14 protein-coding genes are annotated in these 16,141 nt (G+C 49.3%); all 14 read right to left on the reverse strand.

Annotation, left to right across the window (positions count from 1 at the left end; genetic code table 11):
- Positions 1-103: 103 nt before the first annotated feature.
- On the reverse strand, positions 104-316 hold the full coding sequence (locus ACR0QT_RS03520) for a small, acid-soluble spore protein, alpha/beta type (RefSeq protein ID WP_432629515.1): 213 nt from the start codon (positions 314-316) through the stop codon (positions 104-106).
- Between the two features lie 126 nt (positions 317-442).
- On the reverse strand, positions 443-637 hold the full coding sequence (locus tag ACR0QT_RS03525) for a PspC domain-containing protein (protein ID WP_432629516.1): 195 nt from the start codon (positions 635-637) through the stop codon (positions 443-445).
- A gap of 126 nt (positions 638-763) precedes the next feature.
- Entirely contained in the window at positions 764-904 is a 141-nt protein-coding gene (locus ACR0QT_RS03530; RefSeq protein ID WP_432629517.1) for a hypothetical protein, read from the reverse strand.
- Positions 901-1,725: a DUF1700 domain-containing protein gene (locus ACR0QT_RS03535; protein ID WP_432629518.1), complete on the reverse strand. Its 825-nt coding sequence runs from the start codon at positions 1,723-1,725 to the stop codon at positions 901-903. The genes ACR0QT_RS03530 and ACR0QT_RS03535 overlap by 4 nt, the downstream gene beginning before the upstream one ends.
- On the reverse strand, positions 1,722-2,039 hold the full coding sequence (locus ACR0QT_RS03540; RefSeq protein ID WP_432629551.1) for a PadR family transcriptional regulator: 318 nt from the start codon (positions 2,037-2,039) through the stop codon (positions 1,722-1,724). Before ACR0QT_RS03540 ends, ACR0QT_RS03535 begins: the two co-directional genes overlap by 4 nt.
- Before the next feature lie 235 nt (positions 2,040-2,274).
- Positions 2,275-3,321, reverse strand: coding sequence for an amidohydrolase family protein (locus tag ACR0QT_RS03545; protein WP_432629519.1), 1,047 nt, complete (start codon positions 3,319-3,321; stop codon positions 2,275-2,277).
- Between the two features lie 151 nt (positions 3,322-3,472).
- Complete coding sequence (locus tag ACR0QT_RS03550; RefSeq protein WP_432629520.1) at positions 3,473-5,401, reverse strand: bifunctional 4-hydroxy-3-methylbut-2-enyl diphosphate reductase/30S ribosomal protein S1; 1,929 nt, start codon at positions 5,399-5,401, stop codon at positions 3,473-3,475.
- Positions 5,398-6,105, reverse strand: coding sequence for a (d)CMP kinase (gene cmk / locus ACR0QT_RS03555; RefSeq protein WP_432629521.1), 708 nt, complete (start codon positions 6,103-6,105; stop codon positions 5,398-5,400). The genes ACR0QT_RS03550 and cmk overlap by 4 nt, the downstream gene beginning before the upstream one ends.
- A 262-nt stretch (positions 6,106-6,367) precedes the next feature.
- The gene (locus ACR0QT_RS03560) at positions 6,368-7,603 is read right to left on the reverse strand and encodes an NAD(P)/FAD-dependent oxidoreductase (protein WP_432629522.1); all 1,236 of its coding nucleotides are present in this window, start codon (positions 7,601-7,603) and stop codon (positions 6,368-6,370) included.
- A 38-nt stretch (positions 7,604-7,641) separates the two neighbouring features.
- A complete protein-coding gene (locus ACR0QT_RS03565) occupies positions 7,642-9,285 on the reverse strand; it encodes a phosphate--AMP phosphotransferase (RefSeq protein WP_432629523.1) in 1,644 nt (547 codons plus the stop codon).
- A gap of 100 nt (positions 9,286-9,385) precedes the next feature.
- Positions 9,386-11,527 (reverse strand): M28 family peptidase, encoded by a 2,142-nt coding sequence (locus tag ACR0QT_RS03570; protein WP_432629524.1) that lies wholly within the window; start codon positions 11,525-11,527, stop codon positions 9,386-9,388.
- Between the two features lie 179 nt (positions 11,528-11,706).
- Positions 11,707-13,026 (reverse strand): aspartate kinase, encoded by a 1,320-nt coding sequence (locus ACR0QT_RS03575; RefSeq protein ID WP_432629525.1) that lies wholly within the window; start codon positions 13,024-13,026, stop codon positions 11,707-11,709.
- Positions 13,027-13,221: 195 nt separating this feature from the next.
- Positions 13,222-14,070 (reverse strand): Cof-type HAD-IIB family hydrolase, encoded by an 849-nt coding sequence (locus ACR0QT_RS03580; RefSeq protein ID WP_432629526.1) that lies wholly within the window; start codon positions 14,068-14,070, stop codon positions 13,222-13,224.
- A 240-nt stretch (positions 14,071-14,310) separates the two neighbouring features.
- Positions 14,311-15,918, reverse strand: a complete 1,608-nt coding sequence (gene pckA / locus ACR0QT_RS03585; RefSeq protein ID WP_432629527.1) for a phosphoenolpyruvate carboxykinase (ATP) — start codon at positions 15,916-15,918, stop codon at positions 14,311-14,313.
- Between the last annotated feature and the right edge of the window lie 223 nt (positions 15,919-16,141).

Here is a 16,141-nt window from a genome sequence, read left to right on the forward strand (position 1 = left end):
TCCGGTTTTTTCTTGGCTCTATTATAAAAAATATTATTCCATTTTGCAAGAAAACTCGGAATTTTCCAGTTATTGTATTCAAGTTATTGTATCATATAAAGTGCTACTGGAGACTTTCTTCTCTGAGCTGTCTCTTTCGCTTCGTCATCAGTCCACCGATTCGCCCGCTCTCCTTTGAGGTCAGCGCCTTCCATCCGCCGGAGAGAACTCTCTCTTTCAAGCCCAGTTCCTCCGCAATCTCAAATTTCAGCAATTCTTCCTGTGTCATATGCTCCGGATCAAATATATTTTTTTCCTGTTTCTTTTTTTTCGACATAAAAACGGACACACTCCTTTCGCTTGGAGTATGCCCGTTTTCTTACAACTTTATTCGCAACTGTTCCGTCCTTTCACAGTCACGATCAAACATCCGTTGAAAATCTCCCTATCAATGGGATTTCTTTTAATATCCAACTCCCGGATTCTCCGGAATGATCACAGCTGCCAGGATGTAGGCGAGAAGTCCTGTTCCGGAACATGCGACGATCGCCCAGATCAGGCGCACCAGAGTCGCATCCACGCCAAGGTATTCTCCGATTCCTCCACACACTCCACAAATCATTCGATTCGTGGAAGAACGATATAATTTTCGATTCATAAATTCATTCATCTCCGTTTCTTTCTGTTTTTTTCTACGATGCTGATTCTACTATTCTACCATAAACTTGCAACCTCATGCTGGTGCAGGCGCTTGTCTTTCTTTCGCGCTCATTACAGCATTCTATTACAGCATCCGATGAAACGCAACTTCCATATTGGAAATTCCGCCCATCATCGCCCCACAGGTCATGACTCCGACTCCAATGAGACAGAAGATTGCGCCTACAATCAAAGTCCACTTCATCCATTTACTCATCTTCATCATTTCGCGAATCTCCTTTCTCCGTGCAAAATTCTACTGATCCAGTTTACGATTCCTCTCAGACACCACGGCAAGAAGTGCAGATAGAGCAACCACGAGAGCACAAAACCGATCAGTCCAAGTCCCAGTGACAGAAGTCCGGCACCAAAGATAAACAATCCGGCTCCGATATGGAAAAAGCTACTTCCGATTCCCCAGACAAAGCAAATCACGGCTCCGACAAAAGCTGAGATTGTCAAAATTCCAACTCCGATCAGGACTGCCACCACCGACAGGGCACACGCAAGCACAATACTCATAAAAACACTTCCCGTTCCAATAACAAGCGGTGAGAGGACTGCAAGAATTGCAATCAGAATCCCTACCTTAAAAAACCGTCTTCTGCGCTCTCTCGGAGACATCGAATCCGCTGAGTCTGTCCCCTTATCTTCATTGAGATCCGAAAAATCATGAAATTTCGAGTTCTCATAGGCATTCGCTTCTTTGGACTTTTTCTCTTCTTCCCGGTGCTCGGTCCACTCCACATCGATCGCATCCGGAAGATCTTTGTGCTCGGTCATCTGGGTGTTCGGATCGCGAAACCGCTCATCCTCGTATCCGCTCTCCGTAAAGCTCCCTCCGTCCTCGAGATTTCCATTCAGATCGCTACGGATAATCGCTGCAACCCGCTCCGGACTTCCGAACTCTTTTAAGGCTTCCTCCTCGCCCTCATCTCCTGCTTCCTCAAGATAATCCCGGTAGTAGGCGATTGCTTCCTCCCTCTCCTCATCGGGAATGTCCTGAAGCAGATATTCAAGCTGTTTAATAAATTCTCTCCGTGTCATGTCTCCTCCTCCAATATCCTGCATATCTTTTGCATATAGCTATTCCATTCCCCGCGATACAGATTCAACTGAGCTCTTCCACTCTCCGTGATCCGATAATATCTTCGATTTCTACCGTCAATCGCAAGATCATACGTCTCTAAACAGTCGTCCTTTAGCAGACGGCGAAGTACCGGATACAGAGTCGACTCCGAAATCTCTAGCACCTCCCGAACATCCTGCGTGATCTTGTATCCATAAGTTCCCTGCGATTCACGGGAAACTACCGCCAGAACAATCGCATCGAGAAGTGCTGCGCCGGTGTTAAATACCATCTCTGTCTCAACCTCCTCCATTCTTCTCATCGTACTCTGTCTTATCTTATTTTTAAATCAATATTATATGTTGTATAATATTGTTTGTGTTTATACTATACAGCATATAACATATGTTGTCAAGATATCTTTATGAAAAACATTTTTCTTTCACAGGATGCAATTTCTTATGAAACAAAAAAAGAAAACCAGTGGAAATCCATCTGATTTTCTTTTTCATATTCGCTCTCAATTTTTAAAGATCCAACAGTTTCTGTGCATTTTTCCACATGACCTTTTCATAAAGATCCTGTGGCAGTTTTTCTAATTCTTTCTTTGCATGCTTCATTCCCCAGCTGTCTGGTGTAATCGGGTAATCTGAACCAAAAAGCACCTTATCCTGCCCTAAAACCTTCATCGCACACTCGACGGACTGTACACTCATCGAATGCGTATCCACATAGATATTTTCCGTATAATTCTTCATATTTCTCAAAAAGTGCTCCGGATCGGTTAAGTCCGTCACGCAAAGACCTGCATGACTTGCTCCCCGCTCATACATCGTATACAGCATCTCCATTCGCTCGAGCATAAACGGATACATTCCGCCAAGCTGTCCGATCACGATCTTCAATCTCGGATGACGGTCAAACACGCCGGAAAGAACCAGTCTTGCCACACACATAGCATCCTCCATCAATTGTCCCATTCCGGCATACAAAAGAGTATCGTTCATATATCCCGGCAAAGGGGCATTCGGATCATTGATTTTATAGAGATTGCTGAAATGGATAAACACCGGCTTGCCGGACGCCTCTGCCTCTACCCAAAACGGTTCAAATCGCTCGTCGTCCAGAAAGCACAATCTTCCATCCATCTGATAAGAAGTCAGAACAGAATATCCTTTGACAAATTCTGCGCAACGCAAAATCTCTTTCAGTGCCTCCTTTCCAAGGCGCAGATCAACCAGCGCTGTCGTCATCCATCTCCCGCCACTCTCTTTACACAGAGAAATCATCCGATCATTTAAGTTTCTCACAGCATCCAGCCGATCATTTTTTCCTACCACATCAATGATCTGTGTAATATTTGCTGAATACGTATTAAGGGAACAACTAATCCCATTCTCACTCATCTTCTGATAGCGAATTTGACTGTCCTCAAATGCCGGATTTGACCATAAGAAAAACGGTCCAAATTTTTTATCCCCAGTCTCCTTCAACCACTCCAAATACTTTGTGTTATAAGGTGCTACTACATGATGCGCATGACAATCAATAACCATAATTTCACCCTTCCCCATAAATTTAATCCCCTATTAAAAAAGAATGCGCCGAGTGCACATCCTAGCGGAACGTTTTTTATATGATCGGACGCAATTTCCTATCGTATAAAAAGGCACCGGACCTTGCGGTCCGATGCCCTATGCCATTCATCCTGAAACGTGTTTATTCTTAGTTCTGATCTGCTGCGTCAGTATCATCCTGATGATCTGCCTGAAGAGCCTTGATGCTCAGGCTGATCTTTCTGTCCTCGCCGTTGAAATCAACAACCTTTGCCTCGATCTCCTGACCAATCTTCAGAACGTCAGACGGTTTGTCAACGTGATCTCTGGAGATCTGGGATACATGAAGCAGTGCGTCTACGCCCGGCTCCAGCTCAACGAATGCGCCGAAATCGGTCATACGAGCAACACGGCCCTCTACTACGTTGCCGATTGCATACTTCTCAGCTGCGTTTACCCACGGATTCTGCTCCGGGAACTTTAAGCTCAGAGCGATCTTCTCACCGCTGATATCCTTGATCAGAGCGGTTACCTTATCGCCAGAGTGGAATACCTTCTTCGGGTTCTCTACACGGCCCCAAGACATCTCGGAGATGTGCAGAAGACCATCAGCGCCACCTAAATCGATGAATGCACCGAAATCGGTAACGTTCTTTACAGTACCCTCAACGGTATCGCCAACATGGATGCGCTCGAACAGCTCTTTCTGCATCTCAGCCTTCTTAGCAACCATCAGCTGCTTTCTGTCGCCGATGATACGTCTTCTCTTCGGATTGAACTCGGTGATAACGAACTCGATCTCCTGACCAGCGTACTTGCTCAGATCCTTCTCATAGGTATCGGATACCAGGCTTGCCGGGATGAAGACTCTAGCCTCATCAACAACAACGCTCAGACCACCGTCAAGAACCTGTGCTACCTTTGCAGTCAGAACCTCATGGTTCTCAAAAGCCTCTTCCAGTCTCTTGTTGCCCTTATCAGCAGCAAGTCTCTTGTAGGACAGAGCAACCTGACCCTCACCGTCGTTTACCTTAACGACCTTTGCTTCCATCTCGTCGCCAACCTGAACCAGGGTGCGCAGATCCACATTTGCCTCGTTGGTATACTCGCTTCTCGGGATGATACCATCGGACTTATAGCCTATATTTAAGACAATCTCATCTTCTTTTACGTCAATCACTTTACCGGTGACGATTTCTCCTGTCCGGATTGTCTTTAAAGACTCCTCCAACATTTGCTCAAAACTTAATTCTGGCATTAGTATGAACCTCCTCAATTCCTCAATTATTTGATTTGGGGTCGAAGCCCCTGCTGTAATACCTACGCTGCTCACAGAATTCACACATTCAGGATTGAAATCGCCGAGTGACTGGATAAAGTAAGTGTTCTTACATTCCTTTTGGCATATTTCGTACAATTTCTGTGTATTGGAACTATTCCTGCCTCCTATGACAATCATAGCGTCAACCTCAGAAGCAATACGCCTAGCCTCCACTTGTCTTTCCTGTGTTGCATTGCAAATCGTATTTAAAACAAGTATATCATAACCCTTTTTTGTCAATTTTTCAACTAAATCTTGAAATTTATTGTAATTAAATGTCGTCTGGGCTACAACACACAGTTTTTCGCCTGTTTTTAAGGGCAGATTTTCAAGTTCTTCCGCATTTTCTGCGACCAGAGTGTCCTCTGCTCCCCATCCGCGGATGCCCTCGACCTCCGGATGCGTCGGATTGCCGATGATCAGGACACGGCGTCCCTCGGCATTCTGCTTCTGAACGATCAGATGGATCTTCTTCACAAACGGACAGGTCGCATCCACGATCGTGACGTTTCTCTCGTTCAGGATATCGTAGATCCGTTTTCCGACTCCATGGGAGCGGATCACAACCACGCCATCGTTGAGTGCGCGAAGCTCCTCCTCCGAGTCGATGACCTTCACGCCATGCTTTGCGAGATCTTCGACGACCATCTCGTTGTGGATGATCGGACCAAAGGTGTAGACCTGCTTCTCTGCGGTCTCAATCTGCTCATACACGCGGTCCACCGCGCGCTTGACGCCGAAACAAAAGCCCGCCGTCTTTGCCACTGTCAGATTCATTTTTCAAGTGCTCCTTCCGGCAGTTTGAGTCCCTTCTTTTCTGCTTCTGCAAAGATTGCGCCTACCACCTCGGCAATCGTCATCTCCGAGCTGTCGATCAGGACGGCGTCCTCCGCCTTCTTTAACGGGGCGATCGGGCGGTTTGCATCCTGCTCATCGCGCTTGATGATATCCTGCTCAATTTTTTCGAGATTACACGTCTCTCCCTTCTCGGTCAGCTCCTTGTAACGGCGTTTTGCACGCACAGCCGAGCTTGCACTCAAGAAAATCTTCACATCCGCATTCGGAAGGATGCAGGTTCCGATGTCTCTGCCATCCATAATCACATCGGTAGAGCTTGCAAGCTCTCTCTGAAGTTTTAAGAGATGCTCGCGCACGGCCGGAACTGCACTGACTAAGGAAGCGGTATTTCCAACTTCTTCTGTGCGGATCAGTCCGGACACATCCTCGCCATTTAAGAGAACGCGCTGAGAGCCCTCCTCATAGCGGATCGTGATTGCGACATCCTTGACCGCTGCCGCAACTTTCTCCTTATCGGTCGCCGGAACTCCATTTCTGAGCATATACAGCGCGATTGCACGGTACATTGCCCCGGTATCGACATAGACAAAGCCCAACTTTCCTGCGGTCAGACGCGCGATCGTGCTCTTTCCCGCACCTGCCGGTCCGTCAATCGCAATGTTAAATGCCTTTGTGTTTTCCATTTCCTTCTATCTTCCTTTCCCTCTTTGTTTTTTCTGTCTGTGTTGTTCCTGTCGGTTCCTGATTCTTTACCGCCAACTTTTCCCTGCTCGCCTTTACGGAATCCTCTCCACGGAATTTTCTTTACAGGATCTTCTCTATGGAATCTCAATCTCCTCTATGAAATCTCTTCTACGAAATCTCTTCTATGAAATCTCCTCCTTGGAATCTTCTCTATGAAATTCCCGAAATTTTCTCTGCAAAGTCTTCTCTCCCGTATCTTTTCTACTCAATTGAGATGCCTGCGAGATGTCCGGTCGACCACGCAATCTGCAAGTTGAATCCACCGGTGACGGCATCGAGATCCAAGACCTCCCCGACAAAGTAAAGTCCACCGACCAGCTTAGACTCCATCGTCGACGGGTTGATCTCCTTGACGCTGACACCGCCCTGCGTGATGATCGCCTCCTTGAAGTCGCGCAGTCCCGTCAGCGTCAGGCGGAAATTCTTCATCGCCTCGACGATCTGCTCGCGCTCCACACGCGTGATCTCATTAACCTGTTTCTCCGGAGAGATTCCACTGCGCTCCACAATCACCGGAACGAGCTTGCTCGGCAGAAGATGGATCAGCGCATTCTTAAACTGCTTGTTCTTGATCTCATCAAAGTCGCGCAGGATTCTCGCATCGAGCTGTTCTCTCGAGAGCGCCGGCTTTAAATCGATCGAGAGCGTAAGTGGCATTTTCTTCAGTGTCTTTGCGACGTAACTGCTCGCGGAGAGAAGCACCGGACCGCTGACTCCAAAGTGCGTAAACAGCATCTCGCCGAATTCCTCATAGATAGATTTTTCCCCTTTTTGAATCGAGACATTCACATTTTTGAGAGAAAGTCCCTGAAGCTGTTTAACAGTCTGCTGTTCTTTCACAACAAACGGCACAAGCGCCGGGGAAAGCTCCGTGACTTTATGCCCCGCCTTCTTCGCAAATTCATAGCCGTCTCCGGTCGATCCCGTCGTCGGGTACGACATTCCACCGGTTGCCACGATCACGGCGTCTACCGGAACCGCCTTTTTCTCTTTCTTCAAACGAATTCCGCTCACACGACCGTCTTTGATCTCAATCCCCTCGACCTCGGAATAGAGATGAACGTCCACGCCCACCTCGCGCAGGCGAGAGCTGAATGCCCGGATCACATCGGAGGACTTATCCGAAACCGGAAAAACGCGCTCTCCCCTCTCTGTCTTGAGCGGACAACCCCATTGTTCCACCTTGTCCATGACATCATAATTCGTCAATCCATAAAAACTACTGTAAAGAAACTTTGGATTCGTGACAACATGGTCGAACAGTTCCTCCGTCGCACAGGCATTCGTAACGTTACAGCGTCCCTTTCCTGTGATAAACAGTTTTTTTCCCAGTTTTTCATTCTTCTCGTACAGGCTCACCTCATGCCCGGCCTCTGCCGAAGCAATCGCTGCCATCATTCCGGCCGCACCGCCTCCGATTACTGCCACACGGCTCATCGTTTTTCCTCCATCTTGCTTTTTTGTCTTTTTATCTGTTACTTTTTCGCATTTCCGCTCTGAGTCTTCTCCTGAATCTTTCTCTCAAGTGCCTCCACAACGGTCTCAAGCACTTTTACACGCGCATAGTACTTGCAGTTTCCCTCAACGACGATCCATGGCGCATACGTCGTCGACGTGCGCACAAGCATCTCATTGACCGCAAGCTCATACTGATCCCACTTTTCGCGGTTTCTCCAGTCCTCATCGGTGATCTTCCACTGTTTCTCCGGATTCTCCATGCGCTCACGGAAACGGCGTTCCTGCTCATCCTTATCGATGTGAAGCCAGAATTTGAGCACGACTGCACCGGAGCTGACAAGATGTGCCTCCATCTCATTGATCTCCTGATAAGCCCTGCGCCACTCTTCCTCCGTACAGAATCCCTCGATTCGCTCCACCATGACTCTGCCGTACCAAGTCCGGTCAAAGACCGCGATATGTCCCTCTTTCGGCATCCGGTTCCAGAAACGCCACAGGTAATGATGACGCTTCTCCGTGTCACTCGGCGCAGAGGTCGGGCACACCTGATACCCGCGCGGGTCGAGATGGCTTGTGAGACGGCGGATCGCACCGCCCTTTCCTCCGGCATCCCAGCCCTCAAATCCCAGAACCACCGGGATTCTCAGCCGGTAAATCTCGCTGTGCAGAATCTCAAGACGCTTTTGAAGCTGATCGATCTTCTGCTTGTAGGTGTCGCGATCCATCGTCTTTGTCAGATCCACGCCCGAGAGGATGCCATTCTCATAGCCCCAGTCCGTCTTCGGCTCAGTTGCGGTGCGCCCTCCCGCAGTCAAGGTTGTCTCTGCCTTGATCGGATCTATACTTTGATTTGCATTTTGATCTGTATTTTGCCCCGCATTTTTACCTGCATTTTTACTTGCACTTTGATCTGCATTTTTACTTGCATCTGCCTTCATCTGGTTCGCGCGGTACGTCGCAAGCGCCTGTTCAAGTTTCTCCGTCACACAGCGAATGATCTTGAGTGTCGCATAATTTTTATCCGTCGCCTCGATGATGTTCCACGGCGCATATCCGGTGTCGGTCTTCTCGATCATCTCCTCATTGATTCTCAGATACTGATCGTACTCGCGGTTTCTGCGCCAGTCTCCCTCCGTCACGCGCCATGCGGTCTCCGATGAATCCTCCAACCGCTTAAAGCGATGCTTCTGTTCCTTCTGGGAGATCAGAAGAAAGAGCTTGATGATCACCGTTCCGTCATCGGTCAGCTGTTTCTCGAAAGAACAGATGTCGCGGTATGCCTCCGGCAGTTCGCTCTTTTTCGTGATGCCGTCGAAACGGTCGATCTGAACCCGGCGATACCAGCTTCGATCAAAGACCGCGATTCGCCCCTTCTCCGGTGTCCTCGTCCAGAAACGCCACAGAAACGGGCGCATCGCTTCCTCCTCCGTCGGGCGACTGCTCGCATACACATCAAACCCTCTCGGGTCAAGCGCCTGAATCAGACGGTTGATCTGCACACCCTTTCCTGCTGAGCCGAGACCCTCAAACAGGATAATGACGGGGATTCCCGCTGTCTTGAGACTGCGCTGAAGCGCCCCAAGACGCTCCTGATACTCCTCATGCTCCCTGCGATAAACCGCTTTGTCTACACTTTTGCACAGATCAATCTTTTCTAACATTGCGCTTCTCCCTTCTGATCGCATCGCCCGATCCAGCCAATCTCGCATCTGTCTATCAGATCTGTCTATTCTGCACCATTACTGTACCATCACTGCACCATCATTCCCCCGCCTCTTCATTCTCTTCCGTGACATCCAGTTTCAATGCCATTCGCACATGCCAGCGGTAGGAAACAAGCTCCGGGAAACGGTCAAAATAGCGAATTCGCTTCTCCCAGAGATCCGTCTGGGGAACTTCCCTCGCCGGTCCGCCCTCGGCTTCCACAGACTGCTCTTTTCTCTGCCAGTCCGTGAGTACATACATCCAGAAGCTGTCCTCAAAATTCGGCGGTGGTGGCAGTTCCTCGGTGAAATCTCCCGGTGCCTCCCCGATCCCAAGTCCCTGATCCGGATCATCTGAAATGCCGTCGGCAGTCTCCGCCTCAAATCCATCCCGATACCGCTCTGGATCTTCCTGTTCCAAAATCTGACCGTAGAGACGGACAATCATCTTTGCGGTCTCCGTCTGATCGCGGAACCTTCCATTCTCCGTCATCGCGTCATTAAAGTCAATGCCGATCTCCCACTTTGCCGGTTTTTCCTGTGCGCCATTTTGCGCATTTTGAGCATCTTGAGCATTTTGCGTATCCTGCGCCTTTTCTGCATCCTCATCCTCAGACGGCATTCGCTGAAGATAACAGGTCTCACCGCCGACTCCGTCCGTGTAAAGCGTCAGACAGCCGATATGCTCAACGGCATCCTCCGGAAGCAGTCTCGACGTAAATGCGCAGAGCAGACGCCCTCTCGGGTCGGAGACTCCCGGTTCAAGCAAAGTCCCGCTGACCGTCCGCTGTTCCAGAATCGAACGCCCTGGCTCCCACGGAGAAACCTCGAGATCAAATCCATCCTGCCCCGGTGTCAGAAGAAAACTTCTCCGAAAAAGTGCATCCGTCCACTCAAACGAAGTCCCCGACGGTCCGCTCCCGGCATCCCTCGGCTCTCCGTACCAGGCACTGAGCCTCTCCTTCATATCCTCAAAATCGACTCCGGCGCGGTCTGCCTCGATCGAGAGGCTGTCCAGTTTCCCATCTGAAAAATAACAGCTCGTGATAATCGTCTGATCCACACCGAACCACTTCATCGGGAACTGATAATTCTGAATCCGCACTCCGGTCTTTGTCGTGTTCTCCGCACTCAGCATGCCATCCATTCCGAGAAGTTCCGCAAACCGCTCCGGATCTACCCCAAACGGAATCCCCTGATCCTTTGCCTGCACATATGCAAAATCATGGAAATTGTTGTAATAATGTGCCTTCGCCGTCATTGACGGAGTCTCCGGACTCATGATCTTCGATACCGCCTGACAGATGACATCGACGATCTGTGCCACGTCCTCAATATTTACCGTCTCCGCGCGATCATACGGCGTTCTCTCCCCGAAACTGCTCTGCCGTCTCGTGACTGTCACGGCCGGCATCCGCCCGCGAAGAAACGATGAGGCATCCCCACCGGCACAGCGCTCATACGACCAGCTCGTGTCCGTGATCTCCCTCGATGCCTCAAGAAGCAGATCGCCGAGCATCGTCTCCTTCCGGTCGACGGTTCCGAGAACAATGTTTCCGCCCGTCATCGCGCCGAGCCGATCAAGATCGATCACCCCGATCACGCGGTTTCTCTCCTCCTCGGTCATCGTGCTGACATAGTGGCGAGAGCCAAGGTTCTGCTCCTCATGTCCGGAAAAACTCACAAATCGCAGTTCCGTGTCGGATGGAAGTCTTGCAAGAAGCCTTGCCGTCTCCAGCATCGTTACCACCCCGGCCGTGTCATCCACCGCTCCGGGACTTCCGATCGCCGTGTCGTGATGTGCACACAAAATCAGAATATCCGCATCCGGCGAGGACGCAGAGCGCACGGCGGTCACATTGGTGCCGGAGACGACCGTCCCATCCTCCCGTCCATATTGAAACGGCTGAAATGCCGTCTCATAACCGTAATCTCCAAGGAGCTGACGAATGTAAGCGGACGCACTGCTCTCTCCGCGACTTCCCGAGGGGCGCGGAGAACGCGTCAGTCTCGCGAGTTCTTCCTGAAGGTAAAAAGTATTGACTTCTTCCAGAACAGGAATATCTCCCGGCATCTGGTACTCCGGGTTTGTATCTACTCTGGGCAGGACTCTCGTGGAAGGACCGGCACACCCTGCAAGCAGCAGCGCCACAGCCCCCGCCGTCATCCTGATAGAAACATTTCTGCCCAACTGTCTCATAATCATTCCGATTTCCTTTTAAAATATCTCTCTAAAATCACTCTTTGGAGTTACTCTCCAGAGTCACTTTCTAATATTGGAATTGTAGCATAAGGCGGTATTTTTTTCAAGAATTCCCAAAATGGAAAAAGTTCGGCAGAATGTCCCTGTAAACATTCCGTCGAACTTTTTGTGATTTCTTAGATCTCTGCGAGAATGAAGATGTCGTAGATTGCCTTGATTGCGGTCTCAAAGTCTGCATTCTTGACACCGATGATGATGTTGAGCTCACTCGAACCCTGATCGATCATCTTGACATTGACACGGGCATGTGCGAGAGCGGAGAAGATTCTTCCTGCAGTACCGCGGGTTGCCTTCATACCACGTCCTACAACTGCGATCAGTGCTAAATCTGCCTCAAGCTCAACGCTGTCCGGCTCAACTGCACGGTGGATGCCTGCGATCACGGACTGCTCATACTCCTCGAACTCAGACTGGTGTACCATGATCGTCATCGTATCGATTCCGGACGGCATATGCTCGAAGGAAATGCCATACTTCTCAAATACCTGAAGCACTTTCCTCCCAAAACCAACTTCTGCATTCATCATCGCCTTCTCGATGTTGATTGCACAGAAGCCCTTCTTTCCGGCGATTCCGGTGATTGTGTAGTGCGGTTTGCGACAGGTGCTCTCCACGATCAGAGTACCCTTATCCTCCGGCTTGTTCGTGTTGCGGATGTTGATCGGGATTCCCTCACGGCGAACCGGGAAGATTGCGTCCTCATGGAGAACACCTGCACCCATGTAGGAGAGTTCGCGAAGCTCTTTGTAAGTGATCGTCTCGATGACAGCCGGGTCCTCGACGATTCTCGGGTCTGCTACGAGGAAACCAGATACATCGGTCCAGTTCTCATAGAGGTCTGCATGAATCGCACGTGCCACGATCGAACCGGTCACATCAGAACCACCACGGGAGAAGGTCTTGATCGTGCCGTCATGTTTTGCTCCGTAAAATCCCGGGATGACAGCGCGCTCAACATGCTCCAAACGCTCAGACAGCTCCTTGTTCGTCAGCTCAGACTCAAAGTTGCCGTTCTCATCAAAGAAAATCACCTCTGCGGAATCGATGAACTCATATCCGAGGTAGTTTGCCATCACGATACCGTTTAAGTACTCTCCGCGGGAAGCTGCGTAGTCACGACCGATGCCCTTCACAAAGTTCTGCTCGATCGTATCGAACTCGTGATCCAGATTCAGGTTCAGATCCAGACCATCGATGATCTCCTGATAGCGCTCCTTGATACGCTCTAAGATCTTCTTGTATGCTCCGCCGGTGGATGCTGCCTCATAGCATGCATACAGCATATCGGTTACTTTCTCATCCTTGCTGTTTCTCTTGCCCGGTGCAGACGGAACGACATAACGGCGGGTCTTATCTGCCCGAATGATGTCTCCCACTTTTTTGAACTGACGCGCACTCGCCAGAGAGCTTCCGCCAAACTTCACTACTTTTTTCATGATCGCCTTATCTCCTCGTAAATTATTTTTTACCATTCTCTCCAAGTCATGCCCTGATGCCGTTAGATATTCGATAAAAGAAATCGTTTATGCAAAATCATACTTGAATTCCTCGGATCTGTCAAGTACTTTTCCTTGTACGAGAGTCAAATGTCCGTTTAACAAGGACACACACTGATTTTACGGTCACAGAAATCAAGGATTCAAATTTTCTCCCAACAAATACTTCTCAATCGCCTCCACGCATCCGTCGTGATCACAATCTGCGACAACGACATCACAGAGTGCCTTGATCTCCGGTGTGGCATTTCCCATCGCAACTGCAAGCCCTGCGATCTCGAGTGCCTGGCGGTCATTGTCCGCATCTCCGACCGCGATTGTCCGCTCCACAGGCAGATTTAAAAACTCACAGAGAGCGCGAAGTCCGCTTCCCTTGTTTGCGCCGACCGGAGAGAGCTCCAAAGAGGTCGTCTCTGCCTCTGCCATCTCAAGCTCGATTCCGGCATCGCGAAGGCGTTTCTCAGTTCTCGCGCGCCCCTCTGCGGTCGCATGGTAGAGGTTCAACTTATCAATCGGGAACGGATCTGCAAAATACTGCTCGCAAATATTCTCCCAGCGCTCTGCAACGCGTGCAAACATCGCCTGATACTGCCCCATCCCGTAATGATCCATGCGCGCCCACTGATCCATCTGGACAATCGAGCGATCCGTCAGAAAATGAATCATCGCATCTTCCTGCGTTCCAATCTCAAGAATCTTCCTCACCGTCTCCGGCGAAAACTCCCTCTCATAAACCTTGCGATTGTCTGTTCTGTCATAGACGAGTCCTCCGCTCAGACCGTTGATGTAGCGCACCTTCGGCAAAATCGGCAGATACTCTTTTAACTCCGCCGGTCCCCGTCCCGTATTCAAAATGACGATCTTTCCAGCCTCAACCGCCCGATCAATCGCCTTTAACGTCCTCTCGCTAATCTGTTTCTCAGAATTGAGCAAAGTTCCATCCATATCAAACGCAATCAGATCATATTCTCTCTTCTCGTTCATTTTTTTCTCCCCTGAGATGTGCCAGAACCCGTTTTCAAAAAACAAACAAAACCCAGACACATCTAAAAAATGCATGGTATTGAGTTAATTAATTGGTGATAGTGGTGATAACGCAAAAAACGGCGCACTCCGGATTTCCCTTGAATCCGAAGTGCGCCGTCACATCTTCTATTCCGATAATCTATAACCTTTTCTTTATTCTGCGTGGACGCGCAGACCTACGGAATGGTTATCACAATCTTATTCAGCCTTCGGACCTGCTGCAACCAGAGCCTTACCAGCCTCATGGTTCTCATATTTTGCGAAGTTCTTGATGAATCTGCTTGCCAGATCCTTTGCCTTAGCCTCCCACTCGGAAGCATCTGCATAGGTATCGCGCGGGTCAAGGATTCCAGAATCAACACCCGGAAGCTCGGTCGGAACCTCGAAATCAAAGTACGGAATCTTCTTAGTCGGTGCATTCTTGATGTCGCCGTTTAAGATTGCGTCGATGATACCACGGGTATCCTTAATGGAGATACGCTTGCCGGTTCCGTTCCATCCGGTATTTACCAGATAAGCCTTTGCTCCGCTCTTCTCCATCTTCTTAACGAGCTCTTCTGCATACTTGGTCGGATGTAACTCAAGGAATGCCTGTCCAAAGCAAGCAGAGAAGGTCGGGGTCGGCTCAGTGATACCGCGCTCGGTACCTGCTAACTTAGCGGTGAATCCAGACAGGAAGTAGTACTGAGTCTGCTCCGGGGTCAGTACAGATACCGGCGGAAGTACGCCAAATGCATCTGCGGACAGGAAGATTACGTTCTTAGCTGCCGGACCTGCGGAAACCGGACGAACGATCTTCTCAATGTGATCGATCGGGTAAGATACACGGGTATTCTCGGTTACGCTCTTATCAGCGAAATCGATCTTGCCGGTCTCATCCAGGGTAACGTTCTCAAGCAGAGCATCACGACGGATTGCGTTGTAGATATCCGGCTCGGAATCCTTATCCAGGTTGATTACCTTTGCGTAGCAACCACCCTCGAAGTTGAATACACCGTTGTCATCCCAACCGTGCTCATCATCACCGATCAGCAGACGCTTCGGATCGGTAGACAGAGTGGTCTTACCGGTACCGGACAGACCGAAGAAGATTGCGGTGTTCTCACCGTTCATATCGGTGTTTGCAGAGCAGTGCATGGAAGCAATACCCTTTAACGGCAGATAGTAGTTCATCATGGAGAACATACCCTTCTTCATCTCTCCACCGTACCAGGTGTTGACGATGATCTGCTCACGGCTGGTGATATTGAACATAACTGCGGTCTCAGAGTTCAGACCCAGCTCCTTGTAATTCTCAACTTTTGCCTTAGATGCATTGTAAACAACGAAATCCGGCTCGAAGTCCTTCAGCTCTTCCTCAGTCGGCTTGATAAACATGTTGGTTACAAAATGTGCCTGCCATGCAACTTCTACGATGAAACGGATTGCCATACGGGTATCCTTGTTTGCTCCGCAGAATGCATCTACTACGAACAGACGCTTGTTGGAAAGCTCTTTCTTTGCGATCTCTTTCACTGCGTTCCAGGCTTCCTGGCTTGCCGGATGGTTATCGTTCTTGTACTCGTCGGTGGTCCACCAAACAGTATCCTTAGAATTCTCATCCATCACGATGTATTTGTCTTTCGGGGAACGTCCGGTGTAGATACCGGTCATAACGTTCACTGCACCAAGCTCACTCACGCGGCCTTTCTCGTAACCCTCGAGTTCCGGTTTTGTCTCCTCCTCGAACAACATCTCATAAGAAGGGTTGTAAACAACCTCTGTGGTTCCTGTAATGCCATACTTGCTTAAATCAACTACTGCCATTTTACCTGACCTCGCCTTCCTGATGTAAATTGTGATAATCAACCGTAAACTGGGCTCAACCATTCCCATATTCACGTTGCCATACGCGACTAATTATCGCACTTTTTTGTTAAATTGTCAACAATACAATTTCCAGCAACTCTTAATTTTTCCAAATTATATCTAAGAAAATTTGTCAGTTTTGTACAACCTCTGTTTATTTTGTATACAAAAGACAGTATAC

The sequence above is a fragment of the Brotaphodocola sp. genome (assembly GCF_050873365.1).
Taxonomy (GTDB): Bacteria; Bacillota; Clostridia; order Lachnospirales; family Lachnospiraceae; genus Brotaphodocola.